Origin of the sequence: Marinobacter fonticola (assembly GCF_008122265.1) — a bacterium.
GTDB lineage: Bacteria > Pseudomonadota > Gammaproteobacteria > Pseudomonadales > Oleiphilaceae > Marinobacter_A > Marinobacter_A fonticola.
Map to the genome: position 1 here is coordinate 482,312 of NZ_CP043042.1, position 20,134 is coordinate 502,445.

General features: G+C 58.7%; 16 protein-coding genes. 13 read left to right on the forward strand and 3 right to left on the reverse strand.

The window, feature by feature from the left end; translation table 11 throughout:
- Positions 1-58 precede the first annotated feature (58 nt).
- Positions 59-2,308, reverse strand: coding sequence for an NADP-dependent isocitrate dehydrogenase (locus FXO11_RS02145; RefSeq protein ID WP_148861360.1), 2,250 nt, complete (start codon positions 2,306-2,308; stop codon positions 59-61).
- Positions 2,309-3,167: 859 nt separating this feature from the next.
- On the opposite strand from FXO11_RS02145, the gene FXO11_RS02150 reads away from it, so the two are divergent.
- The 6 genes from FXO11_RS02150 to FXO11_RS02175 all read left to right on the forward strand — a co-directional run bounded on the left by FXO11_RS02150 (position 3,168) and on the right by FXO11_RS02175 (position 10,759).
- A complete protein-coding gene (locus tag FXO11_RS02150) occupies positions 3,168-4,145 on the forward strand; it encodes a TAXI family TRAP transporter solute-binding subunit (RefSeq protein ID WP_148864760.1) in 978 nt (325 codons plus the stop codon).
- A 102-nt stretch (positions 4,146-4,247) separates the two neighbouring features.
- On the forward strand, positions 4,248-6,443 hold the full coding sequence (locus FXO11_RS02155; RefSeq protein ID WP_148861361.1) for a TRAP transporter permease: 2,196 nt from the start codon (positions 4,248-4,250) through the stop codon (positions 6,441-6,443).
- A 135-nt stretch (positions 6,444-6,578) separates the two neighbouring features.
- Positions 6,579-8,384 (forward strand): sensor histidine kinase, encoded by a 1,806-nt coding sequence (locus FXO11_RS02160; protein ID WP_148861362.1) that lies wholly within the window; start codon positions 6,579-6,581, stop codon positions 8,382-8,384.
- A complete protein-coding gene (locus FXO11_RS02165) occupies positions 8,381-9,733 on the forward strand; it encodes a sigma-54-dependent transcriptional regulator (protein WP_148861363.1) in 1,353 nt (450 codons plus the stop codon). Before FXO11_RS02160 ends, FXO11_RS02165 begins: the two co-directional genes overlap by 4 nt.
- A 167-nt stretch (positions 9,734-9,900) precedes the next feature.
- Positions 9,901-10,173, forward strand: coding sequence for a YebG family protein (locus FXO11_RS02170; protein ID WP_148861364.1), 273 nt, complete (start codon positions 9,901-9,903; stop codon positions 10,171-10,173).
- Between the two features lie 124 nt (positions 10,174-10,297).
- Positions 10,298-10,759, forward strand: a complete 462-nt coding sequence (locus FXO11_RS02175; RefSeq protein WP_168203114.1) for an META domain-containing protein — start codon at positions 10,298-10,300, stop codon at positions 10,757-10,759.
- A gap of 10 nt (positions 10,760-10,769) precedes the next feature.
- Here FXO11_RS02175 and FXO11_RS02180 read toward each other — a convergent pair whose 3' ends face one another.
- A complete protein-coding gene (locus FXO11_RS02180) occupies positions 10,770-11,312 on the reverse strand; it encodes a YaeQ family protein (RefSeq protein WP_148861366.1) in 543 nt (180 codons plus the stop codon).
- A gap of 280 nt (positions 11,313-11,592) precedes the next feature.
- On the opposite strand from FXO11_RS02180, the gene FXO11_RS02185 reads away from it, so the two are divergent.
- The 3 genes from FXO11_RS02185 to FXO11_RS02195 all read left to right on the forward strand — a co-directional run bounded on the left by FXO11_RS02185 (position 11,593) and on the right by FXO11_RS02195 (position 13,797).
- Positions 11,593-12,291 (forward strand): GntR family transcriptional regulator, encoded by a 699-nt coding sequence (locus FXO11_RS02185; RefSeq protein WP_148861367.1) that lies wholly within the window; start codon positions 11,593-11,595, stop codon positions 12,289-12,291.
- Between the two features lie 36 nt (positions 12,292-12,327).
- Positions 12,328-13,122: an SDR family oxidoreductase gene (locus tag FXO11_RS02190; protein WP_148861368.1), complete on the forward strand. Its 795-nt coding sequence runs from the start codon at positions 12,328-12,330 to the stop codon at positions 13,120-13,122.
- A gap of 102 nt (positions 13,123-13,224) precedes the next feature.
- Positions 13,225-13,797, forward strand: coding sequence for a nucleoside 2-deoxyribosyltransferase (locus FXO11_RS02195; protein WP_148861369.1), 573 nt, complete (start codon positions 13,225-13,227; stop codon positions 13,795-13,797).
- On the opposite strand, the gene FXO11_RS02200 is transcribed toward FXO11_RS02195, so the two are convergent.
- Positions 13,791-14,732 (reverse strand): ketopantoate reductase family protein, encoded by a 942-nt coding sequence (locus FXO11_RS02200; RefSeq protein WP_148861370.1) that lies wholly within the window; start codon positions 14,730-14,732, stop codon positions 13,791-13,793. The two genes, FXO11_RS02195 and FXO11_RS02200, sit on opposite strands and share 7 nt — an antisense overlap.
- Before the next feature lie 787 nt (positions 14,733-15,519).
- On the opposite strand from FXO11_RS02200, the gene FXO11_RS02205 reads away from it, so the two are divergent.
- The 4 genes from FXO11_RS02205 (at position 15,520) to FXO11_RS02220 (ending at position 20,097) form a co-directional block, all read left to right on the forward strand.
- Complete coding sequence (locus FXO11_RS02205) at positions 15,520-16,320, forward strand: SLBB domain-containing protein (RefSeq protein ID WP_148861371.1); 801 nt, start codon at positions 15,520-15,522, stop codon at positions 16,318-16,320.
- Positions 16,321-16,501: 181 nt separating this feature from the next.
- Positions 16,502-17,860: a chain length determinant protein EpsF gene (epsF, locus tag FXO11_RS02210; RefSeq protein WP_148861372.1), complete on the forward strand. Its 1,359-nt coding sequence runs from the start codon at positions 16,502-16,504 to the stop codon at positions 17,858-17,860.
- Positions 17,861-17,875: 15 nt separating this feature from the next.
- Positions 17,876-18,766 (forward strand): polysaccharide biosynthesis tyrosine autokinase, encoded by an 891-nt coding sequence (locus FXO11_RS02215; protein ID WP_148861373.1) that lies wholly within the window; start codon positions 17,876-17,878, stop codon positions 18,764-18,766.
- Between the two features lie 59 nt (positions 18,767-18,825).
- On the forward strand, positions 18,826-20,097 hold the full coding sequence (locus tag FXO11_RS02220; RefSeq protein ID WP_202980273.1) for a polysaccharide biosynthesis protein GumE: 1,272 nt from the start codon (positions 18,826-18,828) through the stop codon (positions 20,095-20,097).
- Positions 20,098-20,134: the final 37 nt, after the last annotated feature.

The window sequence follows — 20,134 nt, forward strand, 5'->3', positions numbered from 1 at the left end:
CAGGCACAAAAAAGCCCGGTCAGGTTACCCCGACCGGGCTTTTCCGTTGTGGCGCGGCTTAGGACGCCTTGGCGTCTTCCCGGGCCTTGTCGAGAATGCCATTAAGGGTATCGCTCGGCTGCATGATCTTGCAGACCTTATCCGCGGGCGGATGGTAGTAGCCGCCGATATCGGCGGGGTGACCCTGAATCACGCTCATTTCTTCCAGGATCTTGTCCTTATTGGCTTCCAGCTCCTTGGACAGCTTGGCGAAGAAATCACGCAGCTTGGGATCGTCGTCCTGCTTGGACAGCTCTTCCGCCCAGTAGCGCGCCAGATGGAAGTGACTGCCGCGGTTGTCCAGTTCGCCGGTCACCCGGGACGGAGACTGGTTGTTCTCCAGCAGGCGCTCGGTGGCTTTGTCCAGGCTGCGGCCCAGGATGCGGGCACGGGCGTTGTCCTCTTTCTCGCCCAGCTCTTCCAGGGAAACCGCAATGGCCAAGAACTCGCCCAGGGAGTCCCAGCGCAAGTGATTCTCTTCCAGCAGCTGTTGCACGTGCTTGGGCGCGGAACCACCGGCGCCGGTCTCGTACAGGCCGCCGCCGTTGAGTAGCGGAACGATGGACAGCATCTTGGCGCTGGTGCCCAGCTCCAGAATCGGGAACAGATCGGTGAGGTAGTCACGCAGTACGTTACCGGTGACGGAAATGGTATCCAGGCCACGGATCAGGCGCTCCATGGTCCAGCGGATAGCGCGCACCGGCGACATAATGCGGATGTCCAGGCCCTCTGTGTCGTGCTCTTCCAGGTAGGTTGTGACCTTCTGGATCAGCTGCACGTCGTGCGGGCGCTCGTCGTCGAGCCAGAACACCGCTGGCATACCGGTGGCTCGGGCACGGTTGACGGCGAGTTTGACCCAGTCGCGGATCGGCAGGTCCTTGGTTTGGCAGGCGCGCCAGATATCGCCCTTCTCGACCTTGTGCTCGGTCAGCACCTTGCCGTCGGCATCGATCATGCGGACAGTACCGTCTTCGGGGATTTCGAAGGTCTTATCGTGGGAGCCGTATTCTTCGGCCTTCTGCGCCATCAGGCCCACATTCGGTACGGTGCCCATCGTGGTGGGATCAAAGGCGCCGTGAGTCTTGCAGAAGTTGATCGCTTCCTGGTAAATGGTGGCGTAGGTGGACTCCGGCATGATTGCCTTGGTGTCCTTCAGTTTGCCGTCGCGGGCCCACATTTTGCCGGAGTTGCGGATCATCGCCGGCATGGAGGCATCGACGATCACGTCGCTGGGCACGTGTAGGTTGGTGATGCCTTTGACCGAGTCGACCATGGCAATTTCCGGACGGTGCTCGTAGCAGGCGTGCAGGGCTTCCTGAATTTCTTCCTGCTTGGATTCGGGTAGCTGCTTGATCTTTTCGATCACCGAAGACAGGCCGTTATTCGGATTGACACCGATTTCGTTGAACAGGTCGCCGTACTTGTCGAACAGGTCGCTGTAGAACATCTTCACCGCGTGACCGAATACGATCGGGTGAGAGATCTTCATCATGGTCGCCTTGACGTGCAGGGAGAACATGACACCGGTGTTCTGGCAATCTTCGATGGCATCGGTGAAAAACTTGCGCAGGGCTTTGCAGCTCATGAACATGCCGTCGAGCACTTCACCGTCCTGCAGCGGCAGGTCGGATTTCAGGACGGTCTGTTTGCCCTCGCCGTTTTCGAAAACGATGTTGGCCGTGGTGGCCTTGTCCAGGGTCAGGGACTTCTCGCTGGAGTAGAAGTCGCCGCCACGCATGTGTGCCACGTGAGTGCGCGAGGCCGGGCTCCAATCGCCCATGCTATGCGGATATTTACGGGCGAAGGCCTTGACCGCACCCGGGGCACGGCGATCGGAGTTACCTTCACGCAGAACCGGGTTAACGGCACTGCCCAGCACCTTGGCGTAACGGGCCTTGGCATCTTTTTCTTCGTCGGTTTCCGGATTTTCCTTGTACTCGGGAATCTTGTAACCCTGCTTGCTCAGCTCTTTGATGGCTGCGCGCAGCTGCGGAATCGATGCACTGATGTTCGGCAGCTTGACGATGTTTGCGTGCGGGTTGCTGGTGTATTCGCCGAGTTCGGCGAGCTGATCCGGTACCTTCTGGTCGTCCTCCAGGTGGTCCGGAAAGGCCGCAAGAATACGGGCTGCGAGAGAGATGTCGCTGGTTTCGAATTCGATGCCCGCAGGGGCGGCAAAGGTCTCCAGGATCGGCAGGAGTGAGCGGGTTGCCAGCGCGGGGGCTTCGTCGGTCAGCGTATAGATGATTTTAGATTTGGATGCAGTCATTTGTCGTCTTCAGGTCGTCGTTGTGGATCAGGACGGATGATTCAGATGCCGCCTTGTGAGCCGCATCCGGTGATAGCACTCGAGATAGAGGTCGTGCTTATATTTAAGAGGCGCCCTTGTAACCCTTCTAACTAAGGGACGCCCTTGTCTCAAGGGAGACTAGGAAACCGCCGAAAAAGTCCTGGCTGGAGAGTGGCACGCCGGCAGGGCGTTTTCAGAGATTCCCTAAGAAATACCACCCCCATTGGTACCATAAAAACCGTCGTTTTGTTCACATTAGGCGTGTGCTAGTAGCCAAACGTATATGTAGTTCATGGCGCCATACATGGCAAGTCGCATTGCACACCCGGGCGTCGTTGCCGTTGGGATTGCGTTCTATGCACGCCGATTGGGCGTGTGCCTTGCCGGTAATGCGCGTCAACCGGACGCCTATTGGCGGCAGGGTTGCGGGGGAAGGGCACGTGAAAACCAGCGTTGGCAAACGCAGCCCGAAACTGTGTGACGAAAACACGGTGTGTGACAAATATCCATTGTAGCGAAAAAACGCGGTCGCTTGGAGAAGCGCCTGACAAATTGCGCTAGTGCCTTTGCCTGGATCAAGCCGTGCCGATGGACTAATAAGATGCACTAACAAGTGGGTGGCGGCAGGTCGATGGGTGGGTTTATACCCATCGGGCTTTCCCCTGTGTATGGAAATCTACCCATTTCCTGGGCTTGGTAAGCTCCCGAAGACGTATAAAGCCAGTCGTATCACGGTTTCTACGGACCTGGCCCGGGTCTTGCTGATTGGATTCGGGTCTAGGAAGCCTTTATGGCTTAAAAGCAGACAACAAAGACAAGAGCAAGGGAGCATACAATGATGAAAGCACAATCCCTCATGGCGGCGGCGTTCGCCTCGACCCTGGTCGTTTCCGGATCGGTTTCCGCTCAGGACCGTTCCGACTGGCCGGATAGTTTCACCGTCGGTACCGCGAGCCAGGGCGGCACCTATTTCGCCTACGGGTCTGGCTGGGCGAACTTCGTTTCCGAGAATCTAGGCGTGTCCGGCGGTGCGGAAATTACCGGCGGCCCGATGCAGAATATGGCCTTGGTTCACACCGGTGACCTGAAATTCGGCCTGACCACCCTCGGCCCGGCGCGCGAGTCCATCGAGGGCAACAGCCCGCTGGCGCCCGGTATGAAGATGGATAACGTTTGCGCTACCTTCCCGATGTATCAGACGCCGTTCTCGGTCACGACACTGGCTGACTCCGGTATCGAGTCCATTTCCGATATTCCCGAGGGCGCCAAAATCGGCTTTGGCCCGGCGGGTTCAACCTCCGACACCTACTTCCCGAAAATGATGGATACCCTGGGTGTTGAGTATGAGCGCCGTAATGGCAGCTGGGCGGACCTGGGCACGCAGCTTCAGGACGGCTTGATCGACGTGGTCGCCTTCGCCGCCGGCATCCCGATTCCGGCGGTAAGCCAGCTTGAGGTCCAGACCGACGTCAACATCATCGGCCTGACCGACGCTGAAGCTGAAAAGATCGTCAGCAACTTCCCGGTTTCCGAGTTCATCATTCCGGCCAGCACTTATCAGTCGCTGGAGGAGGACTCACGGGTGGTCTCCATGTGGAACTTCGCCATCGCCAACTGCGATGTACCGGAGGACTTTGTCTACGAGATGACCAAGCTGACGATGGAGAACAACGACAAGATGGTGGGCATCCACAAGGCCGCCAAGTCGTCCGTTCCCGAGAACTACAGCAAGAACAACGTTCTGCCTTGGCACCCGGGCGCGGCTCGCTGGTTCAACGAGAACGGCTTCAAGATCGAAGATAGCCAGATCAAGTAAGCCACGGGATCTTGCCTACATCAGGGGGCCGGCTTCCGGCTCCCGTTCTGACCAATGGCCGGCGCCCTGCCGGCCATAATCCTTTCGGGATCAGGGTGCATCATGACGACTGAAAACCATAAAAACGATCAGGCTCCGACCGTGGCCGAGGACGAGGATCATATCCTGGCCCATGACGTCGACGAGGAACCGGTTGAAGCCAATCGCCGTCAATATACCGGTTGGCTGTTCTATGCCGTTTCGGCGATGGCCATCCTCTATTCGGCCTTTCACCTCTATACGTTGAATATCGCACCTCTGGAAACCTGGTCGTTTCGTATCGTCCACGTTTGCGGTGCGCTGATTCTGGGCTTTACGCTTTTTGCCGGTGCCCGGTTTGTTGCCGAAACCGAAGGCGCCGCGCGTCACCGCTGGACAACCTGGCTCGCCGCGGTGGCTCTGCTGCCGGCGCTTTATGCGCTCTACCAGACCTTCAATATTCACCAGTTGATTGCCGCAGGCACCGTGCGTATCCCGCCGGAAATCGAAACCTGGCACTTTGGCTGGCCGTTGCTGGCGGCCACGGCGATGGGGATCGTTCTGAGCTGGTTCCATCAGCGTAGGCGTTCGATGTTCAGTCTGCCGGACCTGGTGCTGATTGTTTGCGCCGTGGCCAGTGCGACCTATTTTCTCGAGGTCTACAACACACAGATGCGGATGAGCACCGGTACCTCGTTTGCGCCCATCGGCATTTCCTTCTCGGCTATCGCGGGCACCGCGCTAATCATGGAAATGACCCGCCGTGTCGCAGGCATGGCGCTGGTGGTCATCGCGCTGATATTTCTCGGCTACGTCTTTGCAGGTCCTTACCTGCCGGGCTTTCTGGGGTATCCGGGGCTATCGATACAGCGGTTTTTCAGTCAGGTCTATACCGATGCCGGTGTACTTGGGCCCACAACGGCGGTTTCCTCGACCTACATTATTCTGTTCATCATCTTCGCCGCCTTTCTGCAGGCCTCTAAGGTGGGCGACTACTTCGTCAACTTCGCCTTTGCCGCTGCTGGCCGCTCCCGTGGCGGACCCGCCAAGGTGTCGATTTTCGCGTCCGGTCTGATGGGTATGATCAACGGCACCAGTGCCGGCAATGTGGTCTCCACCGGTTCATTGACCATTCCGCTGATGAAAAAGGTGGGCTACAAGAAGCGGACTGCCGGTGCGGTAGAGGCCGCGGCGTCTACGGGTGGTCAGATTATGCCGCCGATCATGGGCGCTGGCGCTTTTATCATGGCGGAAATCACCGGTATTCCGTATACCGAAATTGCCATTGCGGCGATCATTCCGGCGATTCTTTACTTCGCGTCCGTCTATTTCATGGTGGACTTCGAGGCCGCCCGCCTGGGGATGCGCGGCATGCGCAAGGACGAGCTGCCTCGGCTATCCAAGCTGATCAAGCAGGTTTACCTGTTTATTCCCATCGTGATCCTGATCTATGCGCTGTTCATGGGCTACTCGGTCATTCGGGCCGGTACGCTGGCGACGGTCTCCGCCGCTGTGGTGAGCTGGATTTCGCCCAACAAGATGGGTATCCGGGCGATCCTCCGGGCGCTGGATCTGGCGGGGCTGATGTCGATTCAGATCATCGTGGTTTGCGCTTGCGCCGGGGTAATCGTGGGTGTGATTTCGCTGACCGGTGTTGGCGCGCGCTTTTCCTCCTTGCTGCTGGGCGTGGCCGAAGCCAGCCAGTTGTTGGCGCTGATCTTTGCCATGTTCATCTCCATCCTGTTGGGCATGGGGATGCCGACAACCGCCGCCTATGCGGTGGCCGCCTCTGTGGTGGCCCCGGGTCTGGTGCAGTTGGGTATCGAACCGCTGACCGCGCACTTCTTCGTGTTCTACTTCGCGGTGGTCTCGGCCATTACGCCGCCAGTGGCTTTGGCCTCCTACGCCGCGGCGGGGATCTCCGGCGCCAATGCGATGGAAACGTCCGTCTCCTCCTTCCGGATCGGCCTGGCGGCGTTCATTGTGCCCTTCATGTTCTTCTACAACGGGGCTCTGTTGATGGATGCCGGAGTCTTCGAGATCGCGCGAGCGCTGATCACCGCCACCATTGGCGTCTACCTGTTGTCCGGTGGTGTGATCGGCTGGATCTTCCGTGTCGTCGCCCCCTGGTTCACGCGCATCATCCTCATCGCCGCCGCATTGTTGATGATCGAAGGTGGGCTCTACACTGACCTGGCGGGCATTGCGGTCGCGATTGTGATCTACCTGATGCAGAAGCAACGTGGTCCGCATCACGGCGAGCCGGTTCGGGCCTCGTAAGTTCGAATTCCGGATCGCTGCCGAGCGAGCGGAACAATCTGCCGGATACATTTGGCAGGTTGTTCCGTTTTCCCGCCAAGGTTAGGTTAGTGTCCTGTTTTCCGTTACAGCGACCGATTTCAGGAACACGCATCCATGACGTACCGATCCTGGGCTGCCCTTCTATTCCTGGCGACAATGGCGTGCTGCTGGATGCTGGGAAGCTGGGCCGGTTACCGGACCCTGGAGAAAGAGAGCCTGGAAGAAGCCTTCCGCTACAGCCAGCTCGTTGCCAACGAACTCAATCGCTATCGTCCCATCCCGGAACTGATGGCTGAGCACCCGCTGCTGGAATCCGTGCTGCGTCACCCCAACGACGCTTTACGCGTGCTCCAGGCCAACGAAGAAATGAAGAAGATGGCGCAGATTGTCGGCAGCTCCGACGTCTATCTGATGGACAGCACAGGCTTTACCATTGCCGCCAACAATTATCAGCAGGACGATAGCTTCATCGGCCGGGTTTTCGACTTCCGTCCCTATTTCAAAGAAGCGATGCGTACCGGCGATACCGCGATCTATTTTGCCTTGGGCACCACATCCGATGTGCGCGGGCTGTATTTCTCGCACCCGGTCAAGACGGATCGCGGGCGTATTCTCGGCGTCATCGCGGTGAAGGTTCAGGTCAACGAACTCGAATCCCAGTGGCTGCGCCCGGAGGCGTTGAACCACGCCGAAATGGTGGTGCTCGATGACGAGGGCATCAGCTTCCTCTCCAGCCGGGACGCGTGGCTCTACCGGGATTTCGAGCCAAGCTCGGTGAGCACCCAGCCCAACCGGCGTTATCCCGGCCGCGATCTGGCACCGGTCGACTTCCAATCGATGGGCCGGCCCCTGGGCGTGTCGAACCGCTCGATGCGGATTCAGGTCGAGAACGACGGTATCGATCAGCAATACCTGAGCGTTCGCATGCCGCTGCCGCAGTTGGACTGGACGCTGCAGGTGATGATCGAAACCCGGCAGGTTGTTTGGATCCGCCTGCAATTTCTGGTTGCCGGGTTCGTGCTGTTTCTGGGGTGCTTCCTGACGTGGCTGTATTTGCGTGAACGCTACAAGCGCGAAGCGGAACTCGCCCAGCGGGGCGTGGTACTGGAGCGGCGCGTCGCTGAACGTACAGCCGATCTGGAAAGCTCCAACCGGAAGCTGCTGGAAGAGGTTCGGCAGCGGGAAGATGCTCAGACTGAACTGAAGGAAACCCAGCAGGAGTTGATCCAGGCGGCCAAGCTGGCGGTTTTGGGACAAATGTCGGCCGGCCTGAATCACGAAATCAACCAGCCGCTGACGGCGATTCAAGCCTACGCGCGTAACAGCCGCCGCTTTCTCGAGCGTGGCGACGCGTCCATGGTCGATGCGAATCTGATGGAGATTACCAGCCTGTGTGACAAGATGGCGGAGCTGACCCGGCAGTTCAAGATTTTCGCGCGCAAGTCCGAAGGCCCGCCGTCGTCGGTGGATCTACGCCTGCCGGTAGACGCGGCGCTGAAAATCATCAGTGCCCAGGAGCACAGCGAAGGCGTATCCATTGACTGGCAGCGCCCGGAGCATGCGGTGATGTGTCACGGCGACATGATCCGTATCGAACAAGTGCTGGTGAACCTGATAGCCAATGCGATCCAGGCGGTGGAAGGCCGGGACGAGCCCCGGATCCATATCGATATCCGGGAAAGGGATGGCCGCTGGCAATGCCGTATTCGGGACAACGGCCCGGGACTGCCGGCTAACTCCGAACAGGTTTTCGAACCCTTTTTTACCACCAAATCCATGAAGCAGGGGCTGGGCCTAGGTCTGTCTATCTCCCGCCAGATTGTGGATGCGCTGGGCGGCCGGCTGACGGGTCATAACCGTTCCGATGAAGCCGGTGCCGAGTTCGTGGTGACCCTCAGCAAACGGGAGGCAGTGGAATGAGCGACGCGGCGGTCATCTTTATCGACGACGACGAGCCGATCCGTCGAGCCATGACCCAAACACTGGCGTTGGAAGATTTGCCGATAGCCAGCTTCGCCGATGCCGCAAGTGGTCTGACGGCCATCGACTCGGACTACGAGGGTGTGGTCCTGTGCGACTACAACATGCCGGGCATGGACGGTCTTGAATTACTGGACCGCGTACGGGACATCGACGATGCCATTCCGGTGATCATTCTTACCGGGCAGGGCGATATCAGCACGGCGGTCTCCGCCATGCAGCGAGGTGCCTACGACTTCATCGAAAAGCCGTTCGACCATGACGAGCTGATCGAGCTGCTACGCCACGCGCTGGAAAAGCGTCACCTGGCGCTCGAAAACCGGCGGCTGAAAGCCCAGTTGCGCCAGCTGGCCCGGCCCGGCCCCCGCCTTCTCGGCGATTCCCCGGCCATGCAGAGAGTGGTCGCCACTATGGATCCGATTCTGGATATCTCCGCCAATATCCTGCTCTTCGGCGAAACCGGGTCCGGTAAAGATGCTCTGGCCCGCTACATCCATGAAAACAGCCCTCGCAGCGCGCATAATTTTGTGGCAATCAATTGCGGCGCGGTGCCCGAGAACCTGATCGAAAGCGAGCTTTTCGGTCACGAACTGGGGGCTTTTACCGGCGCTGATAAACGCCGCATCGGCAAGATCGAACACGCCGACCAGGGCACGTTGTTCCTCGATGAAGTGGAGAGCATGCCCCTGGCCTTGCAAGTCAAGCTGCTGCGCGTTCTGGAGGAGCGCAAAGTGGAGCGGTTGGGGAGCAACACGCCGCTGGATGTGGATGTGCGTGTGATCGCCGCCACCAAGTCAGACCTTAAGGTCCTCAGCGACGAAGGTGAATTCCGTGCCGATCTTTACTACCGGCTCAACGTGGTCAAGATCGACATCCCGCCACTGCGTGAACGCAAGGAGGATGTGGCGATGCTGTTCCACCATTTCGTGCTGATTGCCGCTGCCCGCTATGACCGGGAGAGCGTGCCGCTGGACGCCAATCAGGCCGCCCGTCTGATGCAGCACAACTGGCCGGGCAACGTGCGGGAGCTGCGCAATCTGGCCGAGCGGTACGTCTTGCTGGGCCCCGCGGCGCTGGAAGACACCGGGGATTCCGTTTCGGAAAATGTACCCGGGCGCCGAACCCTCGGCGAGATGATGGACGCCTTCGAACGCTCTTCCATCGTCAGCGCTCTGAATGCCTGCCAGGGCAGCCTCAAAGACACCATGGTTCAGCTTGGCATCGCCCGGAAGACGCTCTATGACAAGATGAAAAAGCATGGTCTCGATAAGGCCGAGTTTCGAGAGTAGACCGCCCTAGTCTCAAGCTCTCGTTAGGAAATATAAAAATACTGTTTTTATATACAGTATCCCGATGGTATCCTTCTCGGCGATTGATTTGCTGAACGCCGCGTCACGCGGCGGCACACGTCAGTTGGCGGTACGCGCCAAATGACAAAAGATAGGAGAAACAGGGTATGGCTGTAACGGCTTTATATTTTTCCGATAGGGACGGGCAGGACATGGCACTGAAAAATCCCGACAAGATGCTGTTCACCACCAAGGCGGAAGCAGATGCCCGGGACAAAATGCTGGAGCTGTCCGAAGAAATTATGGTATTTCTCCAGGCTCGGGTTGAGAATCTACCGGATGAAATGGCTGAGCAATGTGCATTGGCCATTGCCCAAGAGCGCGATTTATTCCAGAAGGCCCTCAAAAAGCCGGAGCTACTGAACGAAAAAGCCGAGTAATATCGTTCAAGGCTTAAACAGTAAGGCCCGGCGGCAACACGCGCGCAAGAAAGCACTGGAAACGCCCGGCGACGTGCGAGCGTGCATAAAGATTTATTCGGAGATGCCCAAAGGATTGATTGACATGAAAGCGTGCTTGCGTGGACTTGGACTCGTCGTTATTTGCCTGTGGGCATTGAGTGCCTGCACGACGGTGCCTCAGGAGGGCGACAACCCGGTTAAGCGGGAAGTGAGCTTTACCAATACCTTCTGGCAGCTTCAGCATGTGGGCGGCGAGCCGGTGCGAGCGGCGACCTCCAAGGAAGCGCCTTTCATTATTTTCCTCGACGATGGCCGGGTCAGCGGGTTCACCGGCTGCAATCGCTTTAAGGGCGCGTACGGGATGGTCGATGGCAACTTCCGTTTTACCGAGATGTCGGCGACGCGCGATCCCTGTCCTGAAGGCCGCCATGAAACGCCTTATCTGATCGCCATGAAGAAAACCATGGGCGCCGAAATGGACGGTAACAACCTGATACTGCTGAATGAAAGCGGGCAGACCCTGGCGGTCTTCGAAGCGTTTACCGGCAAACCACTCAAGCGTTAGCCGCCCTTGCCTACGCCGGATAGATCGCTGTTGGTTCGACCGTAACCAGCCGTTCGCTGTCTCCCAGGCTCAACTGACCGTCCTGTATATTGCATTGCAACGTCATGGAGCGAGCTGCCAAAGCAGCGAGCGCTTCGCACGCCTGCGAATCGACTTCAATGATACGCAGGTTGTTGAAGCGCGCGACCTTACCGCGAACTTTATCCCACCAGGCCGATACGGCGCGTCCGCCATAGGCGAAAAGCACCACCTGGTCGGCCTGATTGCAGGCCTTGCGGATGCGGCTATCGTCCGGTGTGCCCAGTTCGATCCACAGTTCGATCTCGCCACTCAGGCTTTTCTGCCAAAGATCCGGCTCGTCATCGGTACTCAATCCTTTGGTGAATTCCAGGGCCTCGTCGGCGTAAACCATAAAGGCCAGCAGGCGCAGCATCATCCGCTCGTCGGTTTCCGAGGGATGCCGCGCCAGGGTCAGCGTGTGATCGGCATAGTAATTCCGATCCATATCCGCGATGTTGAGGTGCGCTTTGAAAACGGTCGATTTCAGGGCCATAGAATGCTCGCGTATGAGGGGCCGGAACGAAGCAGGCTATTCTCGGGGAAGGTGGAAGGGAGGTAAAGCGGAAAACTGGGGTGTGCCGGGAGAGTGGAGCGATGGCTAGCAGCCTAGACGCGTCTCTCGCGGCTGCATACTTACTTTGAAAGGACCGTTGAACCAAACCGGAATAAAGGAGGTAGAGGCGTTGCACGTGGGTGGTCGGAAGGCGATACTTTTACCTGGGGGCTAATGGCTAGCACTAGTGTCACGCACTAACACAGGGAAACGTATCGGAATGACCACGCGTCAGGGCACGGCGAAACAGCGTGAAGTGGAGCGGATCATGGCGATCCTGTCCCGAGCGATTGCCCAGCACCGCCTTCCTCCGGGAACCCGGTTGGTGGAAGCCCAGATCGTAGAAACCCTCAAAGCCAATCGCAATCACGTCCAGTCCGCTCTCCAGCGCTTGGCTCTTCAAAAAATCGTCACGATCGAAGCCAACCGCGGCGCTCATGTGTCCCAGCCTTCGGCCCGGGAAGCGCGCGAGCTCTTTGCTGCCCGTCGTGCCATCGAGCGCGGCGTGGTCGAAAGTATCACGCCGGAAAAGATGGGAAAGCACCGCAAGCGCATAGAACTGCACATGGCTGCGGAGCGAGGGGCGCTTCAGGCCAGGGACCGGCGCGCCGTCGTTCGCGAGCTGGGCGAATTTCATCGGGTGTTGGGTGAGATCTGCGGCAACGCCGTATTGGCCGATATCCTGGAAAACCTGATGGTGCGCAGCGCGCTGATTGAGGCCCTATACCAAGGCAATGATAGGTCATCCCGTCAGCACGAAGAGCATGGCGAAATTCTCGACGCCTTGGCCAAGGGCGACAACGAGCTGGCTATCGCACGCATGCGTTATCACCTCGATCATCTGGAAAGCGAACTGATGCTCGACGATGAGGGCGAGCCAGTGGTGAATCTGAAGGAGGCGCTGTCTTCGCTGGGTTAATCGCGCTTTTCAACAACAGGCGTTAAGGAGCTTCACATGCCGAACCAAACCCTCTGGATTACCGGTGCATCTTCAGGTATCGGCGAAGCGCTGGCGGCGCGTTTTGCGGCCAGTGGCGCCAACATCGTATTGTCCGCCCGTCGCGAAGACGAGCTAAAACGGGTGGCCGAGCGCTGTATCGATGTAGGGCTCGATACCCATCAGGTGCTGGTGCTGCCGCTGGACGTTACCGACTGGAATGCGCTGCCCGGCGCAACCCAAACCGTGCTGGACACGTTTGGTTCAATCGACTTGCTGATCAATAACGCTGGCGTATCTCAGCGCTCGCTGTGCAAGGACACGGATATGGCGGTCTACCGCCAGTTAATGGACGTGGACGTGATGGGTCAGATCGCGCTTACCAAAGCGGTGCTGGGGCATATGCTGGAGCGCGGTGCCGGGCATATCGCCGTCACCGCCAGTGTTGCGGGCAAAGTCGGTGTTTCCCAGCGCACCGGCTATTGCGCTGCCAAGCATGCGGTGATGGGGTTCTTCGACGCGCTGCGGGCGGAGGTGGAAGACCAGGGTATTCACGTTTCAACCATTGTTCCGGGTTTTATCAAAACGGACGTCTCCCGCAATGCGCTCTCGGGCGACGGGACCGCTTTCGGCGAGGTGGACGACGATATTGCCGGCGGTATGGATGTGGATGAGTGTGCCGAAGTGGTCTTCAATGCCCTCAAGGCGAAGAAGCGGGAAATCCCGGTCGGCAAAGGTAAGGAAATGGCAGCGCTCTGGGTGAAACGCGTCGCACCGGAGATGCTGTTCAAGATCACCAAGTCGCGCAAGTAAGCTCCACCCTCGAAGTCCGGCGCTTGAGCACTACATTTTAGTAAGTGGCGACGCCACCGGTGCGGTCCCATAGCCACGCGGCCATTGCAGGTAACTAACAGTATGAGCCATTACCCCACCGTATACCTGGCAGGCCCGGAAGTATTTTTTCCGGAAGCACTGCGCATTAAAATCGACGGCAGTAAGAAGGCCATCCTGGCCGAGTTCGACCTGGAAGGCTTATCGCCATCGGACAATGCGCTGGACCTGGCGAACGCCCAAGATCCCGCGCAACTGATCTACGACGCCAATCAGGCCCTGATGGACCGGGCCACAGCATTGATTGCCAACCTTACGCCGTTTCGCGGTCCCAGCGCCGATGCCGGCACCATCTACGAACTTGGCTACATGCTGGCCAAGGGCAAGCCCTCGGTCGGTTTTTCCGTTTGTGCTGTGCCCTACAATAAACGCGTGGATGCCGAGGCTGAAATCGATAGTCAGGGTGCCGCTATCGAACCTTTCGGCCTGTGCGACAACCTGATGCTAGACTGCGGCCTGGCCCGTCATGGCGGCACCCTGGTGCAGGGCCAGCGGGCCTATCCGGCGACCGGGTTTATGCCGGAAGACTTCTTTGACGAAGACGTGTTCCGGCGCGCGGTGCGCCACCTGCGCGCCTTAATAGACCCCTCTTACTGACCTTCGGCCGCTTTCAACGTTTCTCGCATCCGCAGTGCGACCAGCATGGTCTTCAGGTGCGGCACCGCCACGCCGTGTTGATCGGCAATCGCCACCACGTTCCCCAGCACCGCATCCAGTTCAATCGGCCGGCCGTTGATATGGTCCAGCGCCATGCTGTTCTTATAGGGCGGCATCTTGCGAGTGCCGGCAATGTTCTTGTCGATCAGGTCGTGGGGCATGGGGTAGCCGTCGGCCTCGGCGACCGCGAGCACTTCTTCGGTCATGGTGCGGATCAGGTCCTCGCCGCCCTCGGTATCGAGGATGGTGGCCGTATCCGCGCCACCTGCCAGCACCGATAGGGGGTTGAATGGCGTATTCCACAGACACTTACGCCAACGTTCGCCGACCACCTGCTCGGTCAGGTCAATCTTGATGCCGCCCTCGATAAACAGATCCGCCAGGGACCGGGCGTTGTCGTCGATTCCGTCGGGGTAGCGGCCCATGACCAAGCGGCCATACGCCTTGTGATGCACTTGACCCGGGCCGACACGGCTGACGGCAATAAACGCCAGGCAACTGACGATGGGGTTCCGGGGGAAGGCGTTGGCGATATCGCGCTCGATAGCCAGCCCGTTCTCGATCAGCACGATACGGGTGTTGTCGCCCATCCAGGGGCGAATCAATTCCGCGCGGTCGACGCCGGGCAGCACCTTGACGCACAGAATCAGGTAGTCCGGCGCCGATTCCGGCGTGTCGCTATCGCGATAAACGTGATTCGGACGGTACGACAGATCGCCCAGCTCGCTCTCGATCCGGATGCCGTCCTTGACCACCGCATCGTATTCCGAGCGCAAGACCACGCTAACCGGACAGCCGGCCCGTTGGAGAATGGCGCCGTAAAAGCTGCCGATGGCGCCGGCGCCGACAATCAGGATACTGGGTTTGTCTGACATGTTGTTGAACTCCTTGAATGCATGCACTGCCGGTAAAGGCGAACGACCTGGCCTAGGGCCCTAGGGCCTGTCCGACGGAAGGAGGTCGGATCTATTGTGCTGGGAATGGCTTGGCTTTGAGTTGCTTGCGGTATCGTCTCTCGTTGTGCGGAATGGGTCAATTATAGATCGCCGGCCTCGTAAGTGATGGCAGAGGGAGCCGGGGTTCGTCAGCGGTCGTCCTTACATAAGTTTCATTGGCCTGTAGCGAGATGTTCATGACTTGTATTGCATGATCTCGGCTCTCGAATCGTGATTCGGCCGCCACGATTATTAGCGCTTTCCCCGCCCTGTCTGCAGCAGTTAGGCGCTGTTGTTCCAGAGTCTCCTCTTAAAAACGTCCTGAAATCGGCAGTGTGGCGTTGCTCGCAACGGGGTCCGGCCCCCGAGACGCTAGAGGGGCCGTTGGATGATTAAGAAGAACTCGCTGCAACAGTTCCGTCATCGTTTTGTGATGTGCTTTTCCTATCAGGCGGCGTCGTGTTGGCCGTTGTGCGCCACAGACGTGCCTTTGCGGAAATGAGCACCGAATAGGTGCAGCGATCGATGGTTACCGGCACGGGTGCCTTCTTGGCGCTTGCGGATGAGGCGGCGAATATCAGGAGTCCGGCGGGAACCGAGAGATAGTGGATGGAATGTAAGGCGCAAAGGCCTTTTTCTTGCTTAGTAACTCGGTGAAACTGTGCGCTTGCGATGGCCCTCAAGCTATCGACATTCGCGGAGTAACGAAAAACAGGAATGGACTCGGATGAAAATGCGTTGGCACGTGCTGTTTGTCTTGTTCGTATTCGCCCTTTCAGGTCAGGTGGGGGCTGCGGAAGAAGCCTACAACCTGGGGCCGGGGGACAGAATTCAGGTCGCGGTCTATGGTCAGGAGGATCTGGAGACAGAGGCGGAGCTCGGTGCCAATGGCACGATTCACATGCCGCTACTGGGCCCCGTCCATATCGCTGGCCTCTCGGCGCCTGAGGCTGCGGATCGCATCGCAAGGGGGCTCGAGGTCGGGGGCTATCTCCAGGACGCCCACGTAAATTTGCTGGTGACAGAGTACAATAGCAAGTCGATCTCGGTGCTGGGGCAAGTGAATAAACCCGGCCAGATTGTGCTTAAAGGCCCGACAACGTTGACCGAGGCTTTGGCAATGGCTGGCGGCATCAGCGAACGCGGCAGCGAGCGCATTGTCCTGGTTCGGGTGGGATCCGATGGCAAGCAGTCCCGGCGCGAGCTGCAGCTGCGTGAGCTGTTGGACAGCGAAGCGGAAAATCGAGCAGCGGTGAAGCTTCAAAAAGGCGACACGCTGTACGTGCCGTTGATCGATCAATTCTACGTCCACGGCCAAGTGCAGAAGCCGGGGACTTACAGCCTCGACCGGCCGCTTAATGTGATGCAGGCGCTGTCGGTCAGTGGTGGTCTGAATGCCCGCGCCAACAACGATGGTCTTATTCTTTACCGGCAGCAAGACGATGGATCGCTTCGCGAACAGGACGCCGATCTCTATGACCCGATTCAGGATGGGGATGTCCTGTTCGTAAAGGAAAGCCTCTTCTAAGCGATCTCTTCACAAGGACGAGTGTAATGAGCGAGCGAGTTTATATTAATCGACATGGCGCAAGACCTCCGTTAGGCCGAGTTTCACTTTTATGCCGATTAGCGCCGTTATGGAAAGCCCCGCCAAAGGAAAGGTCGCTGTGTACCGCGGATGACGGCTTCGCGCAAGAGGTTGGATTCGCATGACGTTCGATACGTTCTTCCGAGTTCTCCTGGCGCGCTGGAAACTCATCATCGTATGTTTTTTGCTCTGCGTTGGTGCCGCTCTGGCTGTCTCTCTCGTCCTGCCAAAATCCTATACGGCCAGTACAGAACTGATTGTCGACGATAAAACCCAGGATCCGCTGAGTGGCACCTATCTGCCTTCGGACAAAGGGTATCTGGCGACGCAAGTCGACGTTATTACCAGTCGCAACGTGGCTTTGCGGGTCTGGGCAATGCTTAACGGCGAGCAGCAATCGCTGGCGAAGCAGCAGTTCAGTGCCGAGGATATCGAGAGTAAAGAACCGCAGATCCTGCTCGCCCGTTATATTCTTCAGAACATCAACGCTTCGCCGGGTCGCGACAGCGATGTGGTTCGCATCAGCATGAAAAGCGAGAATCCGCAGCTTGCAGCGATACTGGCGGATGCGGTGGCTGGGTCGTATGTCCAGACCAGCCTGGAGCTGCGGACCGAGCCGGCGCGCCGGTTCACCGAATGGTACGACGGCCAGCTAGAAGTGTTGCGCGCGAACCTGCGGGAAGCGCGTGAGACATTGTCGTCCTATCAGAAGAAACAAGGCATCGTCGCCGTCGACGAGCGTCTGGACGTCGAGAGTAGCCGCCTGCGGGAATTGTCGTCGATGCTCGTAGAGGCTCAGGGCCAGCGGCTGCAGGCTGAAGCCCGCAAAAGTAGCAGTAAGGACGAAAACTGGCGGCAGTCCAGCGCCGATGTGCTCGATAATCCCGTGCTGCAGGGGCTGCGATCGGAACTCGCCACAGCAGAGGCGAATCTGCAAGAGCTGTCGACGCGGTTAGGCGAGAACCATCCCCGATATCTCCAAGCCCGGGCGGAAGTCCTCACGCTACGCTCGCGAATTGCCGAAGAAACAACGGTGGTCGGGAGCAGTATCCAGTCTGCGGCGCAGTTGTCGACGAACCGTGAAAAAGAGCTGGCCCGGGCCGTAGACGAGCAAAAAAATCAGGTGCTCGAGCTGACCTCCCAGCGCGACGAGCTGAAATATCTTCAGCAGGAAGTCGCCATGGCGCAAGAAGCTTATAACTCGGCCGCAAATCGTGCATCGGCGAGCCGCCTCGAAAGCCGCCTTGCGGAAACGGACATTGCGGTGCTCAATCCCGCAATCACTCCGTCGTTGCCTTCCGGTCCCAACCTGAAGCTGAACCTGGTCATTGCCGCAGCACTGGGTGTGTTGCTGGGTATAGGCCTGGCGCTGATGCTGGAGTTGTTTAATCGCCGTGTTCGCAGCCGTGTCGATCTGGAAGAAACGCTTGGATTACCCGTGTTGGCCTACTTGCCCCATGACCGCAGACGCTGGATTTAGACAGGAGGGAAAAGGATGACTGAATATGCACCTCCGATTGTCGGCAGCGATGCACCCCAAACCACCACGCGGGCCTTGGCCAAAAGCGGACAGATTGGCCGGCTGCTGTATGAAAGCGGCAAGCTTTCAGACGACGATATCGATCGCGTGGTCAAACTCCAGGAACAGCGGGGTCTGAGGTTCGGCGAAGCCGCCGTCAAGCTGCGGCTGGTTTCGCCGGAAGACGTTAAGATGGCTGTGGCTCAGCAGTTTTCTTACCCGGTTGTACCGCTCTCCAATACCGACCTGGACCGGTCGCTGATTGCGGCGTTGCGGCCCCAGAGTCCGCGAGTGGAAGCCCTCAGGGGCCTGCGCAGCGAGTTGATGCTGCGTTATTTCGATGAGCCGAGCCAGCGTGTCTTGCCGTTAGTGGGCGTTGACGATGCGGTAGAGGACGGCAAATTGGCGGCCAACCTGGCGATCGTGTTTTCGCAGTTGGGGGCCCGCACGCTGCTGATGGATTGTAACCTCCGGACCCCCTCTCTGCACCGCCTGTTCGGGTTGCCCAATCAGCATGGTTTATCGGATATTTTGGCCTCCCGCGCCAACTTCCGTCCGCAACTCTGCACGCCGTTGGAGTCTCTGTGGCTGTTGAACGCCGGAACGCCGGCCCCCAATCCGCAGGAGCTGCTGTCCAACAAACGGTATCGCAGTCTGGTTGCGAAGCTGGCGGACCAATTTGACGTGATTATCGCCAGCACCCCGTCACTCGGTTCAAATCTGGATGCCCATTTGATCGCCAGTCGGGCGGGCGCTGCTTTATTGGTCGCCAAAGAGCATGCCACGCCCATGCGCGAACTCGAACGGGTAAGCCGCCGTCTGCAGGATGTGGGCGTCAGCATATTAGGCGTGACGCTTTCTCAGTAAGTGGGTAATCACCGGCCAGGCTGGACTTGCCAGGGGTGGCTGCCATCGGAGGGATTCGATTGATTCAGAACGCTACGCACGATGCCAGGCAATTGCGCCTGGTCCTGCTGGTGGTCGGCGCCGCGGTCACCTACCAGGCGGTTCTGTGCGCGCTGCATACTGTCGGATTCCCCATGTCCAGGGCCATCATCGGTGCGGCCGAGTTCTTGATCCTCGCCGCGTCTTTCCCGCTGCTGTTTCCCCGCGTGCTGCCGGGCGTCATGATCCTGGCCGCCTTCAGCGGCGGCATGCTTTGCCTGCTGGCCTTACTGCGCGGTGGACTGGACATCAAGGCCTTCCGCGACCTGCTGATTCCTTTCTGTTTCTATTGGGCCGGTCGCAACGTGGGTGAGCCCGCTATAGCGGACAAGGCCCTCAAGCTGATTCTGATAGTCGTGCTGTTCTTTGCGTTTTTCGAATTGCTAGCGCTCGATGTTTACACGCAGGTTTTCAATATTTTTTCCTATTACGTCAGCACCGGTGGGCTTGAGGAGATTACCGAGTACGAGCGGGACAGCCGACTTCAGATGAACGGTATCCGGCCGGAGGGCATCGGGCGGACCTTGCTACCCTGGCTGCTCGACAGTCATCGCGTGTCCTCGGTGTTTCTCGAACCGGTCTCCCTGGGGAACTTCGCGACCATCGTAGCGGCCTGGGGGCTGGCGAAAGAGCGTAGCCAGGTCCGTGAGGGTCTATTCTTCATCGGAGCGGCCGTGGTGCTGATTGTGCTGGCCGACTCCCGCTTCGCACTGCTTTCCGTCGGCTTTTTGATGGTCGCTCGCGTGCTCTTCAATGGCTGGGCCTCATACCTGCCATTTCTACTGCCGCTGGCGTTGCTCGGATTGCTGGTGGGTATTGGCCTCTTCGGTCACAACATACACGGCGACGACTATGTCGGCCGCCTCGCCTCCAGTGGCCGCAGCCTGATCGAATTCGACGTCCCGCTGCTGCTCGGTTACGGACACAACGGCGGCTTCCCGGATCAGGGCTATGCCTATTCATTGTCGAAATTTGGCCTGGTCCTGGTCATGGTCTTATGGCTGGCGTTCTGGCTGATTCCCGCGCCGGATGATCAGGCCCGGCGCTTTCGCTGCTATGCCGGCATCTATATCGCGCTCATTCTGTGTGTCAGCGGCAGCTCGCTATTCGCCATGAAAACCGCCGGCCTGCTTTGGTTCCTGTTTGGCGTGGTGATGAAGCAACCCGCCGGGGCCGAGAAACTGAAACAGAAATCGCGGACCATGCACGCGGCCCACCGGAACGCCCGGCTCCCTGCTGTACCCGTGCCATGAACAGCGCGCCCATGAACAACGCCCCATGAACAAAGAG

Coding starts and splice junctions, on each gene's coding strand:
- FXO11_RS02175 (WP_168203114.1), top strand. CDS start 10,298: ATGAAAGCGTGCTTGCGTGGACTTGGACTCGTCGTTATTTGCCTGTGG.
- FXO11_RS02180 (WP_148861366.1), bottom strand. CDS start 11,312: ATGGCCCTGAAATCGACCGTTTTCAAAGCGCACCTCAACATCGCGGAT.
- FXO11_RS02195 (WP_148861369.1), top strand. CDS start 13,225: ATGAGCCATTACCCCACCGTATACCTGGCAGGCCCGGAAGTATTTTTT.
- FXO11_RS02160 (WP_148861362.1), top strand. CDS start 6,579: ATGACGTACCGATCCTGGGCTGCCCTTCTATTCCTGGCGACAATGGCG.
- FXO11_RS02205 (WP_148861371.1), top strand. CDS start 15,520: ATGAAAATGCGTTGGCACGTGCTGTTTGTCTTGTTCGTATTCGCCCTT.
- FXO11_RS02200 (WP_148861370.1), bottom strand. CDS start 14,732: ATGTCAGACAAACCCAGTATCCTGATTGTCGGCGCCGGCGCCATCGGC.
- epsF (WP_148861372.1), top strand. CDS start 16,502: ATGACGTTCGATACGTTCTTCCGAGTTCTCCTGGCGCGCTGGAAACTC.
- FXO11_RS02145 (WP_148861360.1), bottom strand. CDS start 2,308: ATGACTGCATCCAAATCTAAAATCATCTATACGCTGACCGACGAAGCC.
- FXO11_RS02190 (WP_148861368.1), top strand. CDS start 12,328: ATGCCGAACCAAACCCTCTGGATTACCGGTGCATCTTCAGGTATCGGC.
- FXO11_RS02155 (WP_148861361.1), top strand. CDS start 4,248: ATGACGACTGAAAACCATAAAAACGATCAGGCTCCGACCGTGGCCGAG.
- FXO11_RS02170 (WP_148861364.1), top strand. CDS start 9,901: ATGGCTGTAACGGCTTTATATTTTTCCGATAGGGACGGGCAGGACATG.
- FXO11_RS02165 (WP_148861363.1), top strand. CDS start 8,381: ATGAGCGACGCGGCGGTCATCTTTATCGACGACGACGAGCCGATCCGT.
- FXO11_RS02150 (WP_148864760.1), top strand. CDS start 3,168: ATGAAAGCACAATCCCTCATGGCGGCGGCGTTCGCCTCGACCCTGGTC.
- FXO11_RS02185 (WP_148861367.1), top strand. CDS start 11,593: ATGACCACGCGTCAGGGCACGGCGAAACAGCGTGAAGTGGAGCGGATC.
- FXO11_RS02215 (WP_148861373.1), top strand. CDS start 17,876: ATGACTGAATATGCACCTCCGATTGTCGGCAGCGATGCACCCCAAACC.